Genomic DNA, 17,029 nt, shown 5'->3' on the forward strand with positions numbered 1-17,029 from the left:
CAGCCGCTAGAGCGGAATATAAATGATTTGTAATTCTTTTTTAGGGTAACGAAAGGTAAGCTGGGTATTAATTTCACCGTCCGAAAGTACCGGATAACAGACGTATAAATCGGTGTCGGAAGCCGCATCAAAATCCTTATTATCGGTTACCAGAAAAGCATAATAGTCCTCTGTAAGTAGGTGTTGCACCGGAACGTACTGCTCAAAGTTTAACTTAAAAAACATGCGAATACTCTTTCTGGTAAAGACCTCCGCGCACGATACAGGCAGGAGAATTTATAAATTTAATGGGAATACCTAATCCGGCTTATCTTATTAAATCTTTTACCTGAAGGTAGAAAGCAGGGTTCTGGAAAAGCTTAAATTTACGTATTATAAGCTGATCTTTAAGTATTTACCTTAAGTTTATAAACAGATTGCGTAAAATACGGAAAAGCAGGTGCATGTTGCGCTAAAATCGTCGCGGGAAAGGTTCCGGAAAGGACTTGCCCCTGGTATAAATACCTAATTAGCTTCTTTTAAAAGACTGTTTTAGGGAAATTAATTTAAGTTATTCAAATTGTACTACTTTTAAAGCTATTTCTGAGGCAGGCGGGAATATACATTCCTTACCGACTCGTTTTATTCCTTGTTTTAGTACCCGTAAGCTGTTTTACCTGCTCTATTGTTAGATAAGAACGAGAAATTTTGTGGAACCGGAAAATAAGAAACGCACAACGGAATAGTTGAAGATAATGAACAAACGGAACATTGTGCTTATTGGGGCCTCCGCCGGTGGTTTCGAGGCCATCAGGCAACTCATGGCCGCGTTACCGGCCAATCTGAACGCCGCTATTTTATTGTCTGGCACATGTCGCCGGATGTAGCGGGTATTATGCCGCAAATAATTAATCGACTGAAAACTATTCCGGCAGCTGATGCTGTTGATAATGACCTATTAGAATGAATCGCATTTATGTAGCCCCGCCCGACCGGCACTTGCTGTTGGAGCGAAACCTAGGCTCTGGCTGTTTCCATCAAACTTACTTTCCTTTCCTCTTTTTCAGTCTCTCTAGCAGGATCTACCAGATAAGCTTTAGGGGAGCCAATAGAATCATCCGATATCTTTAATGCATTGCTTATCCGGTAGGAGAGTGATCTTCGAAGAAATAGTAATTTTATTAAAATCTGGAAAGCTATCCTATATGAAATGGTAAACTGCAATTACTTTTTTTAAACAATATCTTCCAAGTTTTCGTCTAATCCACAATGCTTTAAAAACTCATTATTAAAAACTTTCCGGGTATTTTCATTTAATAAACTTCTCCGGCAACTCAGCCAACTTTCAATAACGGTATCACCATAAATTCTTCTCACCCGTTCTTTATTCAGGAACCGGTTAATCTTACCCCAGTGTACGGTATACGGGATATTCTCGCTTTCCAGTTTTTGCGCAAATAGCTCGATAAATTGATAATTTAATTCAGTATCGGCTCCGTCTAATTCTAAGACACAGGAATGTTCAAACTTGCAAAAACCCAGGGTAGCTTGCGTACCCTTCACGAACCGGAAAGCCATTACTCCGGTAAAAGGCAATTCTTTATTCATTTTTAAAAATAGTTGAGTAACAACTGGTATGTCTTTCTGGTCGAAGGCAAAGCCGGAGCTAAATAACTGGCCCCGAAATATGGTGTTTCGGAAGGTTTCTCCAATAGTACCAATAGCAGATTCGGGGCGGTCATAGGCTACCTCAAAAAGTTCATTCACCGTTTTAGGTATGAGTTTCAACTCTATTTTGCCGGGTAATTTCTCTATTCTATCCAGCACGGATTGTATAATGCCCAATACATCATCGCCGTAGGTGAATTTTCCATTCTGATTCGGGTCGAATGGGGTGTAATTGGGCTGGTAAGGCTGCTTGTACATTAACCGCAAATAAACTTCTTCGGTTTGTCCATCTTGTTTAAAATTATGGGGGTTTATAGCTAATTCAAAATGATATAATTGTTCGACGGGTAACTTTAATTTGGCAATTAAACCGGAAAAATCATTAAATTTTATAGCGTTTTCCAGGGCAAGGTTATACGGTACTTTCTGGAGTTGCTGGACTAGTAAAAATTTAGGTTCTACTTTTATTATTACGCTATGAATAAACCCGAAGCTACCAAAGCTCACCAGGGCGGCGTTAAATAATTCATCGTTCCGGATCACTTCGGCCTTTGTCCATTCGTGAAAAGCAGATGAGGTAACCGGGTAAGAAGCCCGCTCCAGCCATATATGGCGGTCCGGCCCCACAATTATATGCATGGCTACCACACAATCGCACAAGGATCCCCTGGTCTGGAATGCTGCCCCGTGGGTTCCGGTACTAAAGGCGCCTACTATAGTTTGGCCGTTACTACCTCCTGACATGCATAACGATTTAGCTGGATTCTGTTCTTTCTCCAGTGAACTGTTTATCCGGATGATTTCGTTACCGCATTGGGCAAACAGCAGGTTAGTGGGATCCCCACCATTTTGCAGATAAGTATCGGATAGATGTACTGCCGCTAATTCGGCTTTTAAAGTAAGTTTTTTAGTATTAATAATGCCATCTTCCGAAACGGCCACTTTACTTAATGACCAGCCGCTACCCATGGCCCGCAGCCTTATTTTGTTATCAATAGCATGTTTAATCAGCCACTGAAAATTTTCGGTAATTTTGTTGTACTTTTCTTTAAACGTAGGGTATTTTTGTTTGAACTCGGGATCTGAAACCGTTAATTCAAAAGAGGCATCTTTCTTTAATTTCTGAGTAAAATTTTGATGTGCATTGGTCCATTCGTCGTCGGGTAATTCTAAGGGCTTTATTCCGATAGGAAGTTCCATAATTTTATTTGTATTAGTCAAGTTTTTCTATTTTCTCTACACTTGGGCAGCAGCACCAAACAACTTTTTGCGGCACCACAATGCCTAAAGTGACGGTAGATAGTAAAATGAATCCTAGGTTGGATTGGGTTGTTACCTGGCAAATGCTTTTCGATTCGCATTGGGCCGGAATATCTTTGGGCTGAACAATGCCCCAAAGCAGGTTTACCCTGGTAGCCGTACTGCGTTGAACACTATCGCAACTGTATTCACCAATTAACCGGGTACTGGCACAACCCGCATTTAAAAGAATTACTAGCGTTAAAAAGAAAGAAGCAAGTAGACGGCCCATAAGTGTATAGTTTTTAGAAATTTCTTCTTAAAAATTCCACCACGTTTTTGTAGCAAATTTTTTCTGCCAATTCATCTACTTCCGCACTATCGCGGTAAGGATTAAATCTATCTTGATTCAAGAACCTTTTCAGAAATTTCTTGAAAGTCGGGAATTGATCGGAGGCCGCAAATTTGTCGGTTGGGTTGATGGTTCCGTCGAAATCAGAACCAATACAAATGCGGTCCCAAATTTCCTTTTTATCCGCGGCTCCGGTGTTATACACGGTTTTTACTATATGCTCCATCTGGTCGGCGAACAACTCGGCCCAATCTTCTTCGTTCCAGAATATTTTACCTTTTCGTTTTTTCTTGCCCGATAAAATAGGTTCAAAAAATATTAAGCCAATTAATCCTTTAGATTGATGAATTCGGATTATTTCCTCATCGTACAGATTGATACTCCAAGGGTTAAAAGAGTCACTGTTTTCCCACTCACTATCCAGATCCGCCGGAGCAAAACCTTGATCATTTAAACTGGGCTTACCATTTACCGCCGCATGGCTCATAATTACCGGAATTATATCGGTGGGGTTTGCCGCCCGGTAGGTATCTAAGATAGTATAATAATCCTGACGGCTTCGGGTGCTCATGTGCTTAATATCGATGTGAATGCGCTTGCCGCGGTCGGCTCTGGCTAACGATTCGGCATCAATGCTTAGCAATCTTTCTATTATTTTTTTACCTAACGGGGTAATACCGCCGTTTAAAGCGGCCTGATACTTGGGGGGAATTTTTTCAGGCGGAAAAGGTTCGGCATAATCCAGAATTTTCCGGAACAAATCCGTAAGCGGCTGGGCATGGCCGCAAACCTCGTTGTTAAAAGCGTGTGTCATGGTCATCCACAGGGGGGAATGCGTCCAAGCCGGTACTTCCGGACTATTAATGCCTTTAAGGGCATCTACCCGTCTCAAAATCAATTCTTCGCTTACGTTAAAATTATTGGGTGCCCCATTAAAGCTTAAATGCCCGGTACCTAAACCATGCGACGATTCAACCGTAAAAACAAGGGCTATAATTCTTTCAGATTTATTATCTTTATTGGCGTCCAGAACATTTTGAATGTCGGCGAAATTGCGGGCCACCACGTAGCGGCACTTAGTTTTTTTGCCCGTAGATTCCAGTTTAATTTTTTTCGAAATATTCTGGCCACCCAAATAAAATCTAACTTCTTTATTTAGCTGATTAAAATGATCGTAGGCCGGCGATTGGTAAAAGGAAATTTTATCGGAAGGAAGCGTACTTAAAAAAGAAGAAAACTCAGCTAATATTTTTTCGGAAATAGATCCCTGAAAAGATAAAATCTTTTGCTCCGGCGGTGTTAAGGCTATACAGGCAATTTGCACATCGCCTTGGGCCATGTTTTTTAAATCCGCCGCTGTAGATCGAACGGCACCTACCAATTTTTCCAAAATCCTAGGTCGCCCAATGGGCTCCCATATATCTACGACGTCATTCTGAATGTACTTCAGCAACGTATGGCAATGAATATCGGCAAAAACTTCGGCTTGCGGCATAGCTAAAATGGTTTTAAGTGATAACGGACTCCTATGGTAATATCAAGTGATCGGAAATTAACCGCGTGGGCAATCAGGTTGGTGGAGCCTTCTTCCTGTTCCGGTACCCGCACTGTTTGGCGTGGCCGGTAGCCAGCTTTTAATTGCAATGACAGATTTTGGCGGGAATAATAATCAATGGTTGCCCGGTAGTGGGTTGTAATGGTTTTTTTTCGTACTTCATATTTATTCGTCCCCAGCGAACCGCGCACCAGTAAGTTGTGGAAGCTTGGCCCAGCCCCCGCCGCAAATTCCAGCCGGGTTTTATTTTGCGGAGTAATGGGATTAAGGATATAATTAGCCAGCAAGCTATAGGTTTCTCCTTTCGCTGCTTCGTATTCCGGACCAGGTTCGTGATGGTCGGTGCCCCCCCGAATTTCCTGATTTACAAAATTATTAAAGGATATGCCAAGCTGGAATTTGCGCTCCAGGTTATAATCGGTGGTAATGTTCCAGGTATAAGGGGTGCTGGAGTTTTCGCCGTTTGGGTAGTGTAAATAACCAAACCAATGCGGTATATGATTAGGGATACCCGAAATAGCGTAAGCATTTTTAATGCTTTGATATGTCATTACGCTGGCCCAGCCTCCGCCTAGGGCAACATGAAACCGGGAGGGAGCCAGCGTACTTACATCACGTCGGGCGCCTACGACTAACCCCATAATAGTTAAAGGGGTAGCCACTATAAACAGATCTACTACCGCGTGAAGGGGCCTAGGTACCACCTTGCCATTGGCTAACACCCATTCCTTTCCGGATAATCCTAATACAATGCCTCCGGTACCGCCAATAGCAAAACCAAATAATGCTCCTCGCCCAGGCGTATTCATTATTCTTTTGGTTTTTAATAATTCCGGTAGTAGAGGAGTATTGAGTTTTGACTTGCTTACAATAGGATTGGCGCTGCTATCGAAAACCGCATTATATTCGGCATTAGCCAAAAGCTGGGCATTGCTCCGAAAGGAAGATAACAGCAGGCAGAACAGCAGGATTAAGAATTGCGTCCGAAAAAAATGATTGTTTTTCATAGGGCTTAGATTTAGTACAAGAGATTCAAACCAAATTGCACTTGAGTTAAAGGCTCCAAGGAAACATTGCCCGAAGACCAGCCATTTGTTTTCCGGTCGCCTTCTAAAAACCACTCGAACTGGTTCGATAACGGAGCCGCAATTCCCAGTTTTACAATTCCCCCGGCCGTACCTCCTTCGGAGCGGAACAATTGGTCTTTGGGTTGCATCCACATGCCAAGTGCTCCAGTCAGGAATACTTTTTTCATCGGAAAACGATGTACTTCCAGATCTATCCCCGGGAAATGACGCTCCCGGTTTTTATAATCGTGGTAGGTAAAAAATACATTCCATTTATTTTGCTGGAGGTAAATATTGTAATCGATAACCCGGCCAAAAGAAACTAAATTGTGCACCAGGCTAAAGTTGTAATGAAATGGCTGGCTGTTAAAAGGGCTGATTGCCCGGAAACGGGCAAAGCCAAAATTATGCGGCGAAACCAGGTTCAGCCACACTAACCGCGATTGTTTTTTTAAATAATTTAATTCTTCTGAGGTCAAATCTTCTTTGCCAATATACCGGTCTACCCCAGTGCCATACGGATGCGCTCCGCCATTATTACCCCGGTTTTGGTAAGGTTCTTCCGGCCGGAACAAATCATAGACCCAGGGAGTAAATTCCACACCGGAAATATCTCGTGCATCCGCAGTTAATTCACTTTTATTACGCTCGTCAATGTCTTGGTCGTAATTCTTTTGCCGGAATTCATTCACGTACTGGATGGTAATAATGGTATTTAGCAGGTTAGGAATTATATCGCGATAACTGGGCGTGCCGTAGAAAAAAGCATCTTTCTTAAGCTGTTCAATTACTTCCAACTGGGCTTCGTGGCCAATGCCTTTATTCCGGACAAACTCCGCCGGATAATCTCTTTTAAAATTTATCAGATCCTGGTCGCTAACATTTTTGGTGGCAATTCTTTTTTTAAAAAAGCGGAAGTCGTTGGCCTGGTTGTAGCTGGATATTCCCCGGAGGCGCAGTACTGCCCGGTGGGCTTCCTGGTGCTGCCAGGCCGTTCCGCCCGGCAGATAGGTATAAATGACATTAAAAGCCAGAATAGACCCGGTAGTGAGTACTTTTCCCCAGAAAGGATGAACAGGCTCCAGGGCGTTACCTAAAGTGGTATTTACAACCTGGTGCACCGCCACGGTATTGTTAATGGATTGATTTAAGCTCGGCCAGTAATATCCATTTTTAAAATTAAGCGGATAATCTGCCAAATAAATATTTATAGGCCGATTGGCCGGAGTTAAAGGAGTAGGAAAACTATCTGGTATTTGTGCCTTCGCGCAAATGCCAGAAAAGAGCAGGGGTACTAACCCAAAATGAATAATTTTTAAGAATAAATTTTTCATAAATTAGGGCAGTTGGGAATTGCCAATCCTAAAAGTTTTCTTTATTGCCTCAATCACCACGTATTGTTAAATAAATGAAGGATGGATGATAAGGGTGTTGGGGCTGTTTTATTATTCTGAGGAGTCTTTTGTTATACAATAACTATATATCAAACTACCTTGGCGAATAGCCGGACAAAAGGAGGAAGTAGTTAGGTTTAGTAACCCTAACTTTTTTTATTTTTTTAGATTCTACAATTCTTCTTAAAAGAACAGGAATCCGGGAAGTATTTATTTAATAAGGTAAGTTAAAACTGGGATTGTTGCTTTAGTTGTTCTGCTTGAAAGGATAAAATAGAGTATTATGGTAAATGGATGTTTCAAACACAAATTTATTCAAATCAATAGGTATTCGGCTAATACAGTAGATCAACTAGTTTCCATCCTATTTAGGTGAATGAAAAGGTAGATAATAATATTTAACGAAAGGTATGTCCATCGTAAGCTAATGTCAATACTGATTTTTCAGTATTTTAAATCAATTTTCCCCGCTTTTCTCTTAAAATAGGCTGACTAAAAAGTATCTAGCTAAGCATCGTTTTCCTGGAACAGAGATTATTACATTTGATTTGACGTATAAAGTTATTCGGGAATTTGTTAGGCCGAGTAGGAGGGGAGAGTCAATGGCTTGGCTATTTTGCGTTAAGGTAGCATACGTGTTATAAGGCAGAGGTTTCCTGCAAATAATTTTACTTTCGCAAAGTACCATGAGTCTGGCGCCACAGCACTACTTTTATCATTCATCTATTTACTTAATTTCTTCCGTTTCGCATCAGATTATATCAGCCCCCATTCATTAACTGCAACGTGGAAGCTTTTTCCAAATACGCGACCAGGTGGTGGCGATAAAATATAGGAAAACTTTCAACCAGACGTACTACTTATAGTTTCACACTAAATTTTATATCTGAGTAATTAATTATAATTGGTAAAGCCGGGTGCAGCCTTTTGTCTAAGATAAGAAATTTTAGAAGATTTTAGTTGTAAGTAAGGAGTGCGTTTAACATTCTCCGAGTACTCTATACTAGGTATTTATCCAGGAGTTAACTTGTGTTTAATTCTGTTCTACTACTTATATTTTCATTGTAAATTTAAAGTGTATTTTGCCTTAAAATAGGTTGGCAAAATCGTCTTACACCAGAGCAAATATAAGAATTGAGCTTGTCGAATTTTACGTAAGCTTAATTTTAGGTCTGTGTATTATCTATAAGAAGCCCATACACTAGATTAAATCTAAATACCAAATAATGACATATAAATAATCTTTCATTAGTCATTATTTGCATGTTAGAATCGCATAATACATAATTTTATAGCTAATCACATTTTCTTCCAGCTAGGATAAGCCGTCAATGACTGAAAAATACTGAAAAATCAGTATTGCATTATAATCTAATTCAAGGCAACTTTCATGTTCATATTGCAAATTTTACCCGAACCTTTAATGTTATTGAAAAATAAGAACCGGGAATAACTCATGAAAGTGCAGAGCTCTGTTCAATTAAAAAAGTAATTTATGAAAGTAATATTCCAGATTTTATCATTATGCTTTTTAGGATTGCTTCCGCAAAAAGGATATTCACAAAAAAATTGGAAATTAGTAGAAAACAAAAATGGCATTATGATCTTTACCCGGTTGGCTTTTAGTAGTAAGTTTAAAGAAGTAAAAGTTGTAACAGATCTACCCGGAACTACAAAACAATTAATTAACACCATTCTAGATGTAGAAAATCATAGAACTTGGGTGTATGGAGTGAAACAAGCTTATCCTATAGAAAAACAGAACAATAGCCCCTTTATTTACTACTGCGAATACAGTTTGCCATTGGTTACCGATCGGGATATGGTTTTAGAAATAAAGTATTCAGAAGGTTCTAAAAATCAACAAGCCGTAATGGAAATAAATAGTATTCCTGAAAAATTACCAGAGAAGAAGAACCTGATAAGAATTTCCAAGTTATTTGCTAGTTGGGAAATATTTCCAATGTCAGATAAAAAGATGAAAGTTACCTACATTCTTCGTGTTGATCCGGCAGGGGAAATTCCAGCTTTTATTTATAACCCTATAGTAACAAGAGGTCCTTATAAATCTTTCATGAAATTAAAAACAATGCTGCAATAGTAAAAACCATTATCAAAATTTACGGAGTCTATGTTTAACAATCACTATCAAATTTTTTTTTAAAAACGCAGCCTAATTACAAATAGATTGGTATTTTATTGATAAAGCAGGCTAAATCTAACTATAATAATCTATGGAGGCTAATAACGAATTTCAGCCTATCGAAAAAGATACATCAGCCTGGTTTAGTCCAATTGTTATTACCGCAGTTTTTCTTATAATTTCTGTTGTTATACTTATTGGAGCAACTTTATTTGGATTTAATAAAGGCGATATATTAGGTCAATTAAAAAACGGTGAATATGCGAGAGGGCTAATTACGTATCTATTTTCCATTGGAACCATTGGCTCTTTTGTAGTTTTAATCCTGGCTGCGCTTGTAGGAAAGGGATCGAAGGAAGAACGTGAAGATAGATTTAAAAATGCCAAAGATGTTTTTTCTTTACTGATCGGGATATTTGGTTCAATTATAGGTTTTTACTTTGGTTCTATTATCGCGGAGAAAGAAATAGCTGCTCCGCAAATTGTTGTGGCAGAACCGATAGTTGAACGGACAGACCCCTTAAACTTTACTATAATGAGTCACATTAGTGGCGGAGTTCCTCCTTATTTTTACTATATCAAAGTTAAAAATAATGATTCTATGCCTATCAAGCGTACTAAAGAATGGATAAGAGAGGATATACTCAAAACTATGTTAAAGTCCGATAGTGTTTTTCAAATTACCTTGTCGGTATTTGATACAAAAGGGGACTCTATAGTTGTCCAAAAAGAAGTACTACGACCAAAAAATTAGTAAAACTTTTAGGAAAGTATTAAATAAAACGTCCTTTTTCCAGAGATTAGAACTGCCATAAACCCGCTGTAATTACTCCTCCTGTACCAAAACTACATATAAAGACTTTTTTACCTTCAATATTTGATTCGGAATGCTTTAAAGCAAGGCCTATGGATGCAGTACCACAGTTACCTGTCAACTCCGATACGTTTACAAAATTTATTCCTTCTATTTCAAAAATATCTTGAAGATGTTTAATTATTTTGGTATTTACTTGATGTAAAATCATGACGTCAGGTCTAGAACGACTTTCAGATAAAAATTCTTCGTAAAAAAACTTTGCCTCTTTAATTAACTTTAAGGCTAAAGAATTATTCATTTCTAAGCCTAAATATTTTCTTGGATTCTGGTTTACAGCTAAACCCTTCGCTAATATAAGATCAGCATCGTGTCCAAGCTTCACCTGGACAACATTTAATAGTTCTTTATATTGTTTTGATTTATAGTGAATCAGATTGGTTGCATAATTGCCGCCGGTCAATATACAAGCAAAGGAACCATTACCAAAAATGCTATAATTTTTACTCGCTCTATCACAAGCTTTTTTAGCTGCATCAGCGATAACAACTAGAACGTTGCTATTACAAACAGTTGCAAGTTGACTTCCTAATAAAAGTGCAGTAACACCGCCGGCACATCCTTGAACAATATCTATCACGTGCGTATCCGTAAAATGAGGATTAAAGACTTGGGTTAATTGTTGGCCAAGAGAAGGGGCTATACTATCTGGACAAGTAGTTGCCATTATCAAGTGTGAGATTTTACCGAGATCCTGGTCGAGAAGTGGAGCTACTACTTTTTTTGCAAGAGCTAATACTTGTTTTGGGTAATGTTCATGAGGGGACAGGTCACCATACTCATGATAACTGTGCATGTTAGAAAATTTTACACCCATTAAAATACAGTATTATTTAAGTATGCTTTTCTAAGTAACATACATACTTTATTTGATTACTAAATTATTATAACAAAATAAACTTTATTATTTCTAAACATCCTAAGTAAAAGTAGTTAAATGAGAAAGTATAAGGGAGGTATTGTCTTGATTTTTTAAATTCGTAAAAGACTAGTTTTAGAATAGTTTACCAAACTTATTCCAAAAACGACCGTTTTCCTGAGTCTCATTTCAAACTTCTAAGAACCATCTCAAATGGGCATTTTATACAACAAGATTTTATACCGCATTCGTGATACAAAAAGAAAATAGATACGCCTAGGTAATAACAATTTAAGCTTCCCAGGCATGATTTTCAACTACTTTGTTTTTAACTTACAGTTCTGCCAGGATATTATCCACAAATATCGCCTTTATTTTAGTTGCATAGCAGCCATTCCGTACACCCTTTCTATGTTTTCCCGGAACACCTTTTCGTCGTAAGTCCGGAAAATAATATGCACACTCAATACCTACAGAGCCTTGGTACACTCAAAACTGCGCTTACCCCAGGCCTGGAAAAGGTTTAACAGGGGAAATTAATGGCTTTTGAAAATCCGGCAAAAGGTTAGCTGTTGGTTAGGCTCCAGCCAAGGAAAAACTTTTTCTTCTTCTTGCCCGGCAGGGGCATTATCCAGAAAATCGGCTAAATAATCAATAAGTTTATGTCCCTGTTGGCGGAATTTCTCTGAGGAGTATGCCTGATGGAGTATATTATCCATTTTGGTTACGGCTCTACAATTATTTCAAATGGGGACATTTACCTGTATTATTTTATTACCAACCCGTTTATAGAGCCCGGTAAGCTGGTTTTCTACTAAATAAAATGGTAAAAATTACGAAGCTGTTTTACGTATCTCTTAAAATAGGCCGTTCCATTATTGCTGAATTTAATACATTTAAATCTATTTAGGATTTTATTTATTCTGAATAGTGCTTCACCTGAAAGAGTAACTTCTTTAAATTTTTTCTAAAAGTTATTTCAAGTAAATCTTCTGATGATCAGTAGGTTTAAATACTTTTATCAAACATAAAATTTGTGGTAAGAGAAAACTTGTTACCGACTTTTTCCTGAAAATAAAAGCCAATATTTCTCTTCTTCGTCTATTTTATCCTTATTAAAATAGATACTATCTTTGTTCGTCTGGTTATTAAATAGTCACTAATTTTATCGCCTTTTGGTTGCTTAGTAAAAACTTTTTGGCTCAGGTTTCTCACTGCCGTTAGGCTACTGGCATATTCGACGAAAGTATTTATACCGCACTTAGGCAAGACATTTTAGCCATACCTTTAATCCTGTTTTAAAAAGGTAAATTCTGAAGCAAAACAATATGCAATTAGTAGACACACCGTATTCCCAGTTCCTGAAAAATTTCGAAGAAACTCTCCAGCACTTATTTCATTCTAAAGCAGATATTGATCAGCTCAGCTTAGAGAGAGGTTTACCACCCGCCATAATGAGCGAAATCATGGCGCAAGTACCTTTATCGGTGGCTATTCCCAAGCCGTACGGAGGACGAGGTAGTAGGGTAAAAGAATGTTTAGGCATATTGGCCGCTGCCTCTTACGAATCGCTCCCGCTTTCCTTAATATTCGGGATTAACATAGCCCTTTTTTTAGAACCTGTTTCTAAATACGCGCCGGATTCGGTAAAAAAAGAAATCTTTGACCGTTTTTTGAAAGAGCAAAACATGGGCGGGCTCATGATTACGGAACCTAACTACGGCAGCGATGCTCTGAATATGAAAACGGTAAATATACCTACGGATAATGGGTATAAAATTAAGGGCAGCAAGCATTGGCAAGGCCTTACCGGAATGGCGGATTACTGGTTAATTGCCTGCCGCAAAGAAAGTAGCCCAGGAGAGCTTAGCCGGGATATTGATTTTTTAATTTGTGATGTGTCGCAGGAAAAGCAGCGGGTAGTAGTAGAAGAGTATTTTGATAATTTAGGGCTCTACATGATCCCTTACGGATTAAATAAATTAGATTTAGAAGTTCCGGCCAGCTTTAAATTACAACCGGAATCTACTGGTATTAAAATGATGCTGGATATTCTGCATCGTAGCCGGATGCAATTTCCTGGCATGGGAATGGGCTTTATTCAACGGATGATGGAAGAAGCCATTGCACATTGTCAAAATAGGGTAGTGGGAGCGGCTAATTTATTAGCCCTGGACCAGGTGCAGTTTCAATTAACCCGGATACAAGCGGCTTTTACCATTTGTTCGGCCATGTGCGCCCGCAGTAGTGAAATTAGCGGCATCGATCATAACCTGGCGGCCGAAGGTTTAGAAGCAAACAGTATGAAAGCAGTGGTTACCGATTTAATGCAGGAGTCTGCTCAAATCCTGGTTCAGCTGTCCGGAGCGAATGGTTACCGGATAACGCATATTGGTGGGCGCGGAATCGTGGATAGCCGGCCTTTTCAGATTTTTGAAGGTTCCAACGAAATGCTTTATGCTCAGATAGCGGAAATGATTACCCGCTTAATGAAAAAGCAGAAGCAAATGCAGGTTTTTGCTTTTCTAAAAGATTTCATCCTAACTTCTCAGGCCAGCGAGTATTTTAAACAAGAACTTAGTTTTACTCTTCCCGATTCTCTGCCGCAACGCAAACTAGTGGACTTGGGAAAAATAATTGGGCGGATTGTTACCGTAGGTTATGTATTAAACCTGCAGGAAAAAGGATTTCAGAAAAATTTGGTGGAAAACTGTATTATTTCGGTCAAACAAGAAATTGCCGCGCTCGTTTCTGCCTTTCAATCAAATAATAGCATTCAAGTTATTACTGATTTATCCGAAGATAGCTCCTGGTTGAACTTTGCCGAATAAAGAATGGAAATCTAATTAGTTAAAGTAAGCTGGTAGATGCAGGTAAATGCTGCCAATCCATTTTTTGATTATCTCTTCTACTTATAAAATCAACCACTTTTAGGCAAAAGATTAACTGCTTTTTACTTTTAAAAGCAGTTAATCTTTTGCTTTTTTAGAAGAATATTATCAAATAAGAAAGAATGTATTCTTAATTAAAATCGAAGAGTAATGCTTAAAGTTTGGTTGGTAAGTAGAGGTTGCCGTTTATTGAATTGAATTAAAATAGAATTGTCCGTTTGCGTGTACTGCACCGGTAGAATTTGCTTGCCGAGCTTTGCTATTACTTTTTGAATGGGCTGCTTATCCTGTATTTCCAATTTAATCTTTTCTACTTGCAAGTCGCCGTATTTTAACTGGATCTGATGAACCTGCTGGTGCGGGTTTATTTGCTGGGAGTAACTTCCCCAGCCATTGGCCGAAGTAAAAGCTGCTTTAAAACGTTCGGGGTTAATTTTAGGAGCAAAAGCAATATAGCCTTTCGGACCATGATTCTCAAAGCCGCAGGCCGTGATAAAAGTACCGTAACTGGCCATGGCGCGGGCATAATGGTCGCTACATTCTATCTCATTAAAAGGGTTTCGTTTACGGGCATGGTACCGGTCGTGAATGGTTCGGGTAATCACTAGAGCTTCTTCTATCATGCCTTCCGCCATCATATGGGCCGCTACCTGGTGTTCAAAGCCACTCATGCATTCGTGAAAATAGCCTAACTGCCAGGTCTGGTTGTCGCCGTACGGCTTGGCTTCTTGCTTGGGATTGGTATTCATAACCAGCCCGCCTTCACCCGCCAAAGCATAAGGGCGGCCGCCGGTATGTTCTTTTATATAAGGACCAACATCCGGCGTGTAATTATATTTCCACAGCGACTTTAAAGCCGACAGGGTTTTCTGCTGGTTTATAATTCTACCTAATCCCACCTGAAAGGCCCAGCTTTGGCCGTAAACCTGATCAATGTGAGAAGTGTTATAAGAGCCTAAATGCGCCCGGCCTTTTTCCGGATCTGGGCGATGAATAAAATATTCGCCGTTAAAAAGTTTATCTTCCATGTTTCGGCTCCCCTTGGTTACATATTCCTGGCAAACTGCCGCAAAATCTGCATCGTGCATTTCCTCTGCCATAGCTTGACCGGCTTTTACGGCGGCCAGGCACAAACCTACAATCCAGGCTATTTCTCCGTCCCAAACGGCATCCAGCGTATTTTCTAAGGGAGTATCTTCCAAGCCATCTTTATTCTTATCCAGAGTTAGTAAAAAAGTGATTGCCCGCTTTATTTTGCTCCAGTTTTGATTTAAAAAAGAGGAGTCCGTACTCATTTGATGCTCGCGGTAAATGCGCAGAATGGTGCCGGCCTGGCCGTCGACCGCCGGCCGGTGATCTGCTTCTCCCCGAAACCAAATAGCCCCGTTTTCCGACAAGCTCAAACCTAAATCAATTTGCTCGCGGGTTTCTCTTTCCAGCAAAGGGAACAAACGGCCTACCGCCTGGGCATACTGCCAGACGTGGGTGCAGGTACCCGGGCAACAACCAACACCTTCCCAGGCATAAAACCGGCCGGAACCAAATCGATGGCACGTAGTGGTTGCCAAGGTAGAAGTATTGGCAAAGGTTCTTTCTAAAAACCAATGCGGCAGCGTTGCCTCCTCGTACCAGGTTTGCTTCCACAGCTTACTTAAGGACGAAAGCTTTTTAAAATTTTGCTGAAGGTAGGTGGCTACTTCCAGGGAAGAATTAAATTTATTGGCATAATACCTTTTCTTATCCGGCACTTCCTTTAGTTGCAGATTAGGAAAAAACCAGGAAATGACATAATCCGCCCGTACAGCTTTACCGGGCTTCATCGAAAAATTATGACCCACTCCACCTATTAGCTTCTCCTTAATATCTTTAATGGCCTCCGTATTATTGCTTGGTTGAGTAAATACTGCATCGGCTAGGGGCCAGGTTATATCTGTGCCTACGAATCCCGTATTCTTGTTTAAAGAGGCAATGGTCATGCTGCCGTAATCCGGTTTTAACTTTAATTCTTCCAAAGCTGAACCTTTAGCTCGGATACTTCCCGTTACACAAGATAAACCTGGTTGCTGGTAAGCAGTATTATACCGTTGATGAATTGTTTGCTCACCAGAATAAATTCCCGCTTTATTTTCCAGCCAGCCCATAATAGTTACTTCAACCAGCTTCCGGGAGGTGTTTATAATTTGAAAAGAGTAAATAGCAGCCGGTAGTCCGGAATTTTCGGCATCTAAAGGAATAAAGGGAGAATACACTTCCACTTGAACCAAGACGGGTAGCCCGGCATCCAGGTAATGAATAGTGGCGAAGGGATAAGTGGCTTCAAACTTAATTTCCGGCCAATCTTCCGTTTTTAACTGCTTTATTACGGTAGTATTTTCGTATTTAATTTGCAGGGCAAAACCTTGTTCTAGTGGCCGGATATTTTGGGCCGGTTGCACGTAACAGGCCCCATCCCGCGATTTTACTACATTGCTCTTGTCCAGTACGCCTATGTCCCACTGCAATTCTTTGGGCTCTATGCCTTCCTGGTTTTTGTTGAATATATCCCACAGCCAAAGCCGGCCATCCCCACCTAAATACAAGGTGCCGCAGGTAATACCACCCACCGGCATCCCAATATAATTTAATTCATTTTTAGTTTTTAAATAAGTAGTAACCTGGCCTCGTTGGTATAAAGATTTAATCCAGGCGGGATCAAGCTTTTTATCCACTGGTATTTGTCCATCGGCTAGGGCGCCGGGAGGAAAAGGACCGGCAATGACGGGTAAACCTGACGTTAGAAAACTAGCCGATAAAACGCTGCTTTGTTTCAGAAAATCCCGCCGGTTGATTTTTCTTATCTGCATACCTTATTTTTAAAGCATAATATAAGAATACAATCCGGCAAATTGCAATAATCGGACGGTAGACAAACGTCGTATTTTCATGCTTTACCGGTTCTAATCGGTTCTGCTAAACTCGTTGATGGAAGTCTGAAAAGTTGGTTTAAAACAGGCTCAAGTAAATTCAGT

The 17,029-nt window shown here is 39.8% G+C and carries 13 protein-coding genes; 4 read left to right on the forward strand and 9 right to left on the reverse strand.

What is annotated here, in order from left to right:
• Positions 1-6: 6 nt before the first annotated feature.
• A complete protein-coding gene (locus AHMF7605_RS03335) occupies positions 7-225 on the reverse strand; it encodes a hypothetical protein (protein ID WP_106926430.1) in 219 nt (72 codons plus the stop codon).
• 509 nt (positions 226-734) lie between these two features.
• Here AHMF7605_RS03335 and AHMF7605_RS30095 point away from each other — a divergent pair.
• A complete protein-coding gene (locus AHMF7605_RS30095; protein WP_199200185.1) occupies positions 735-866 on the forward strand; it encodes a chemotaxis protein CheB in 132 nt (43 codons plus the stop codon).
• A gap of 346 nt (positions 867-1,212) precedes the next feature.
• Here AHMF7605_RS30095 and AHMF7605_RS03345 read toward each other — a convergent pair whose 3' ends face one another.
• Genes AHMF7605_RS03345 through AHMF7605_RS03365 form a run of 5 tightly spaced genes read right to left on the reverse strand, consistent with a single transcriptional unit; the run spans position 1,213 to position 7,194 of the window.
• Complete coding sequence (locus AHMF7605_RS03345; protein ID WP_146153507.1) at positions 1,213-2,847, reverse strand: FAD-binding oxidoreductase; 1,635 nt, start codon at positions 2,845-2,847, stop codon at positions 1,213-1,215.
• Between the two features lie 13 nt (positions 2,848-2,860).
• Entirely contained in the window at positions 2,861-3,178 is a 318-nt protein-coding gene (locus AHMF7605_RS03350) for a Bor/Iss family lipoprotein (protein ID WP_106926434.1), read from the reverse strand.
• Positions 3,179-3,191: 13 nt separating this feature from the next.
• Entirely contained in the window at positions 3,192-4,733 is a 1,542-nt protein-coding gene (locus AHMF7605_RS03355) for a membrane dipeptidase (protein WP_106926436.1), read from the reverse strand.
• Between the two features lie 2 nt (positions 4,734-4,735).
• A complete protein-coding gene (locus tag AHMF7605_RS03360) occupies positions 4,736-5,800 on the reverse strand; it encodes a hypothetical protein (RefSeq protein ID WP_106926438.1) in 1,065 nt (354 codons plus the stop codon).
• 11 nt (positions 5,801-5,811) lie between these two features.
• On the reverse strand, positions 5,812-7,194 hold the full coding sequence (locus AHMF7605_RS03365; RefSeq protein WP_106926440.1) for a hypothetical protein: 1,383 nt from the start codon (positions 7,192-7,194) through the stop codon (positions 5,812-5,814).
• 1,555 nt (positions 7,195-8,749) lie between these two features.
• On the opposite strand from AHMF7605_RS03365, the gene AHMF7605_RS03370 reads away from it, so the two are divergent.
• Complete coding sequence (locus tag AHMF7605_RS03370; protein ID WP_106926442.1) at positions 8,750-9,355, forward strand: START domain-containing protein; 606 nt, start codon at positions 8,750-8,752, stop codon at positions 9,353-9,355.
• A gap of 133 nt (positions 9,356-9,488) precedes the next feature.
• Positions 9,489-10,151, forward strand: coding sequence for a hypothetical protein (locus AHMF7605_RS03375; protein ID WP_106926444.1), 663 nt, complete (start codon positions 9,489-9,491; stop codon positions 10,149-10,151).
• Positions 10,152-10,197: 46 nt separating this feature from the next.
• On the opposite strand, the gene AHMF7605_RS03380 is transcribed toward AHMF7605_RS03375, so the two are convergent.
• Both AHMF7605_RS03380 and AHMF7605_RS03385 read right to left on the reverse strand, forming a co-directional pair.
• Positions 10,198-11,088 carry a 3-oxoacyl-[acyl-carrier-protein] synthase III C-terminal domain-containing protein gene (locus AHMF7605_RS03380; RefSeq protein ID WP_106926446.1) on the reverse strand — a complete coding sequence of 297 codons (891 nt, stop codon included), beginning with the start codon at positions 11,086-11,088 and terminating at the stop codon, positions 10,198-10,200.
• A gap of 578 nt (positions 11,089-11,666) precedes the next feature.
• A complete protein-coding gene (locus AHMF7605_RS03385; protein WP_106926448.1) occupies positions 11,667-11,849 on the reverse strand; it encodes a hypothetical protein in 183 nt (60 codons plus the stop codon).
• Positions 11,850-12,458: 609 nt separating this feature from the next.
• Here AHMF7605_RS03385 and AHMF7605_RS03390 point away from each other — a divergent pair.
• Positions 12,459-13,961 (forward strand): acyl-CoA dehydrogenase family protein, encoded by a 1,503-nt coding sequence (locus AHMF7605_RS03390; protein ID WP_106926450.1) that lies wholly within the window; start codon positions 12,459-12,461, stop codon positions 13,959-13,961.
• A 194-nt stretch (positions 13,962-14,155) separates the two neighbouring features.
• Here AHMF7605_RS03390 and AHMF7605_RS03395 read toward each other — a convergent pair whose 3' ends face one another.
• Positions 14,156-16,864, reverse strand: a complete 2,709-nt coding sequence (locus tag AHMF7605_RS03395; protein WP_106926452.1) for a GH116 family glycosyl-hydrolase — start codon at positions 16,862-16,864, stop codon at positions 14,156-14,158.
• Positions 16,865-17,029: the final 165 nt, after the last annotated feature.

It is taken from the genome of Adhaeribacter arboris, assembly GCF_003023845.1.
GTDB classification, from domain to species: Bacteria; Bacteroidota; Bacteroidia; order Cytophagales; family Hymenobacteraceae; genus Adhaeribacter; species Adhaeribacter arboris.

Bases quoted from the DNA above. Each gene is read 5' to 3' on its own strand.
- AHMF7605_RS03370 (WP_106926442.1), top strand. From the start codon at position 8,750: ATGAAAGTAATATTCCAGATTTTATCATTATGCTTTTTAGGATTGCTT.
- AHMF7605_RS03355 (WP_106926436.1), bottom strand. From the start codon at position 4,733: ATGCCGCAAGCCGAAGTTTTTGCCGATATTCATTGCCATACGTTGCTG.
- AHMF7605_RS03385 (WP_106926448.1), bottom strand. From the start codon at position 11,849: ATGGATAATATACTCCATCAGGCATACTCCTCAGAGAAATTCCGCCAA.
- AHMF7605_RS03375 (WP_106926444.1), top strand. From the start codon at position 9,489: ATGGAGGCTAATAACGAATTTCAGCCTATCGAAAAAGATACATCAGCC.
- AHMF7605_RS30095 (WP_199200185.1), top strand. From the start codon at position 735: ATGAACAAACGGAACATTGTGCTTATTGGGGCCTCCGCCGGTGGTTTC.
- AHMF7605_RS03390 (WP_106926450.1), top strand. From the start codon at position 12,459: ATGCAATTAGTAGACACACCGTATTCCCAGTTCCTGAAAAATTTCGAA.
- AHMF7605_RS03350 (WP_106926434.1), bottom strand. From the start codon at position 3,178: ATGGGCCGTCTACTTGCTTCTTTCTTTTTAACGCTAGTAATTCTTTTA.
- AHMF7605_RS03345 (WP_146153507.1), bottom strand. From the start codon at position 2,847: ATGGAACTTCCTATCGGAATAAAGCCCTTAGAATTACCCGACGACGAA.
- AHMF7605_RS03395 (WP_106926452.1), bottom strand. From the start codon at position 16,864: ATGCAGATAAGAAAAATCAACCGGCGGGATTTTCTGAAACAAAGCAGC.
- AHMF7605_RS03365 (WP_106926440.1), bottom strand. From the start codon at position 7,194: ATGAAAAATTTATTCTTAAAAATTATTCATTTTGGGTTAGTACCCCTG.
- AHMF7605_RS03335 (WP_106926430.1), bottom strand. From the start codon at position 225: ATGTTTTTTAAGTTAAACTTTGAGCAGTACGTTCCGGTGCAACACCTA.
- AHMF7605_RS03380 (WP_106926446.1), bottom strand. From the start codon at position 11,088: ATGGGTGTAAAATTTTCTAACATGCACAGTTATCATGAGTATGGTGAC.
- AHMF7605_RS03360 (WP_106926438.1), bottom strand. From the start codon at position 5,800: ATGAAAAACAATCATTTTTTTCGGACGCAATTCTTAATCCTGCTGTTC.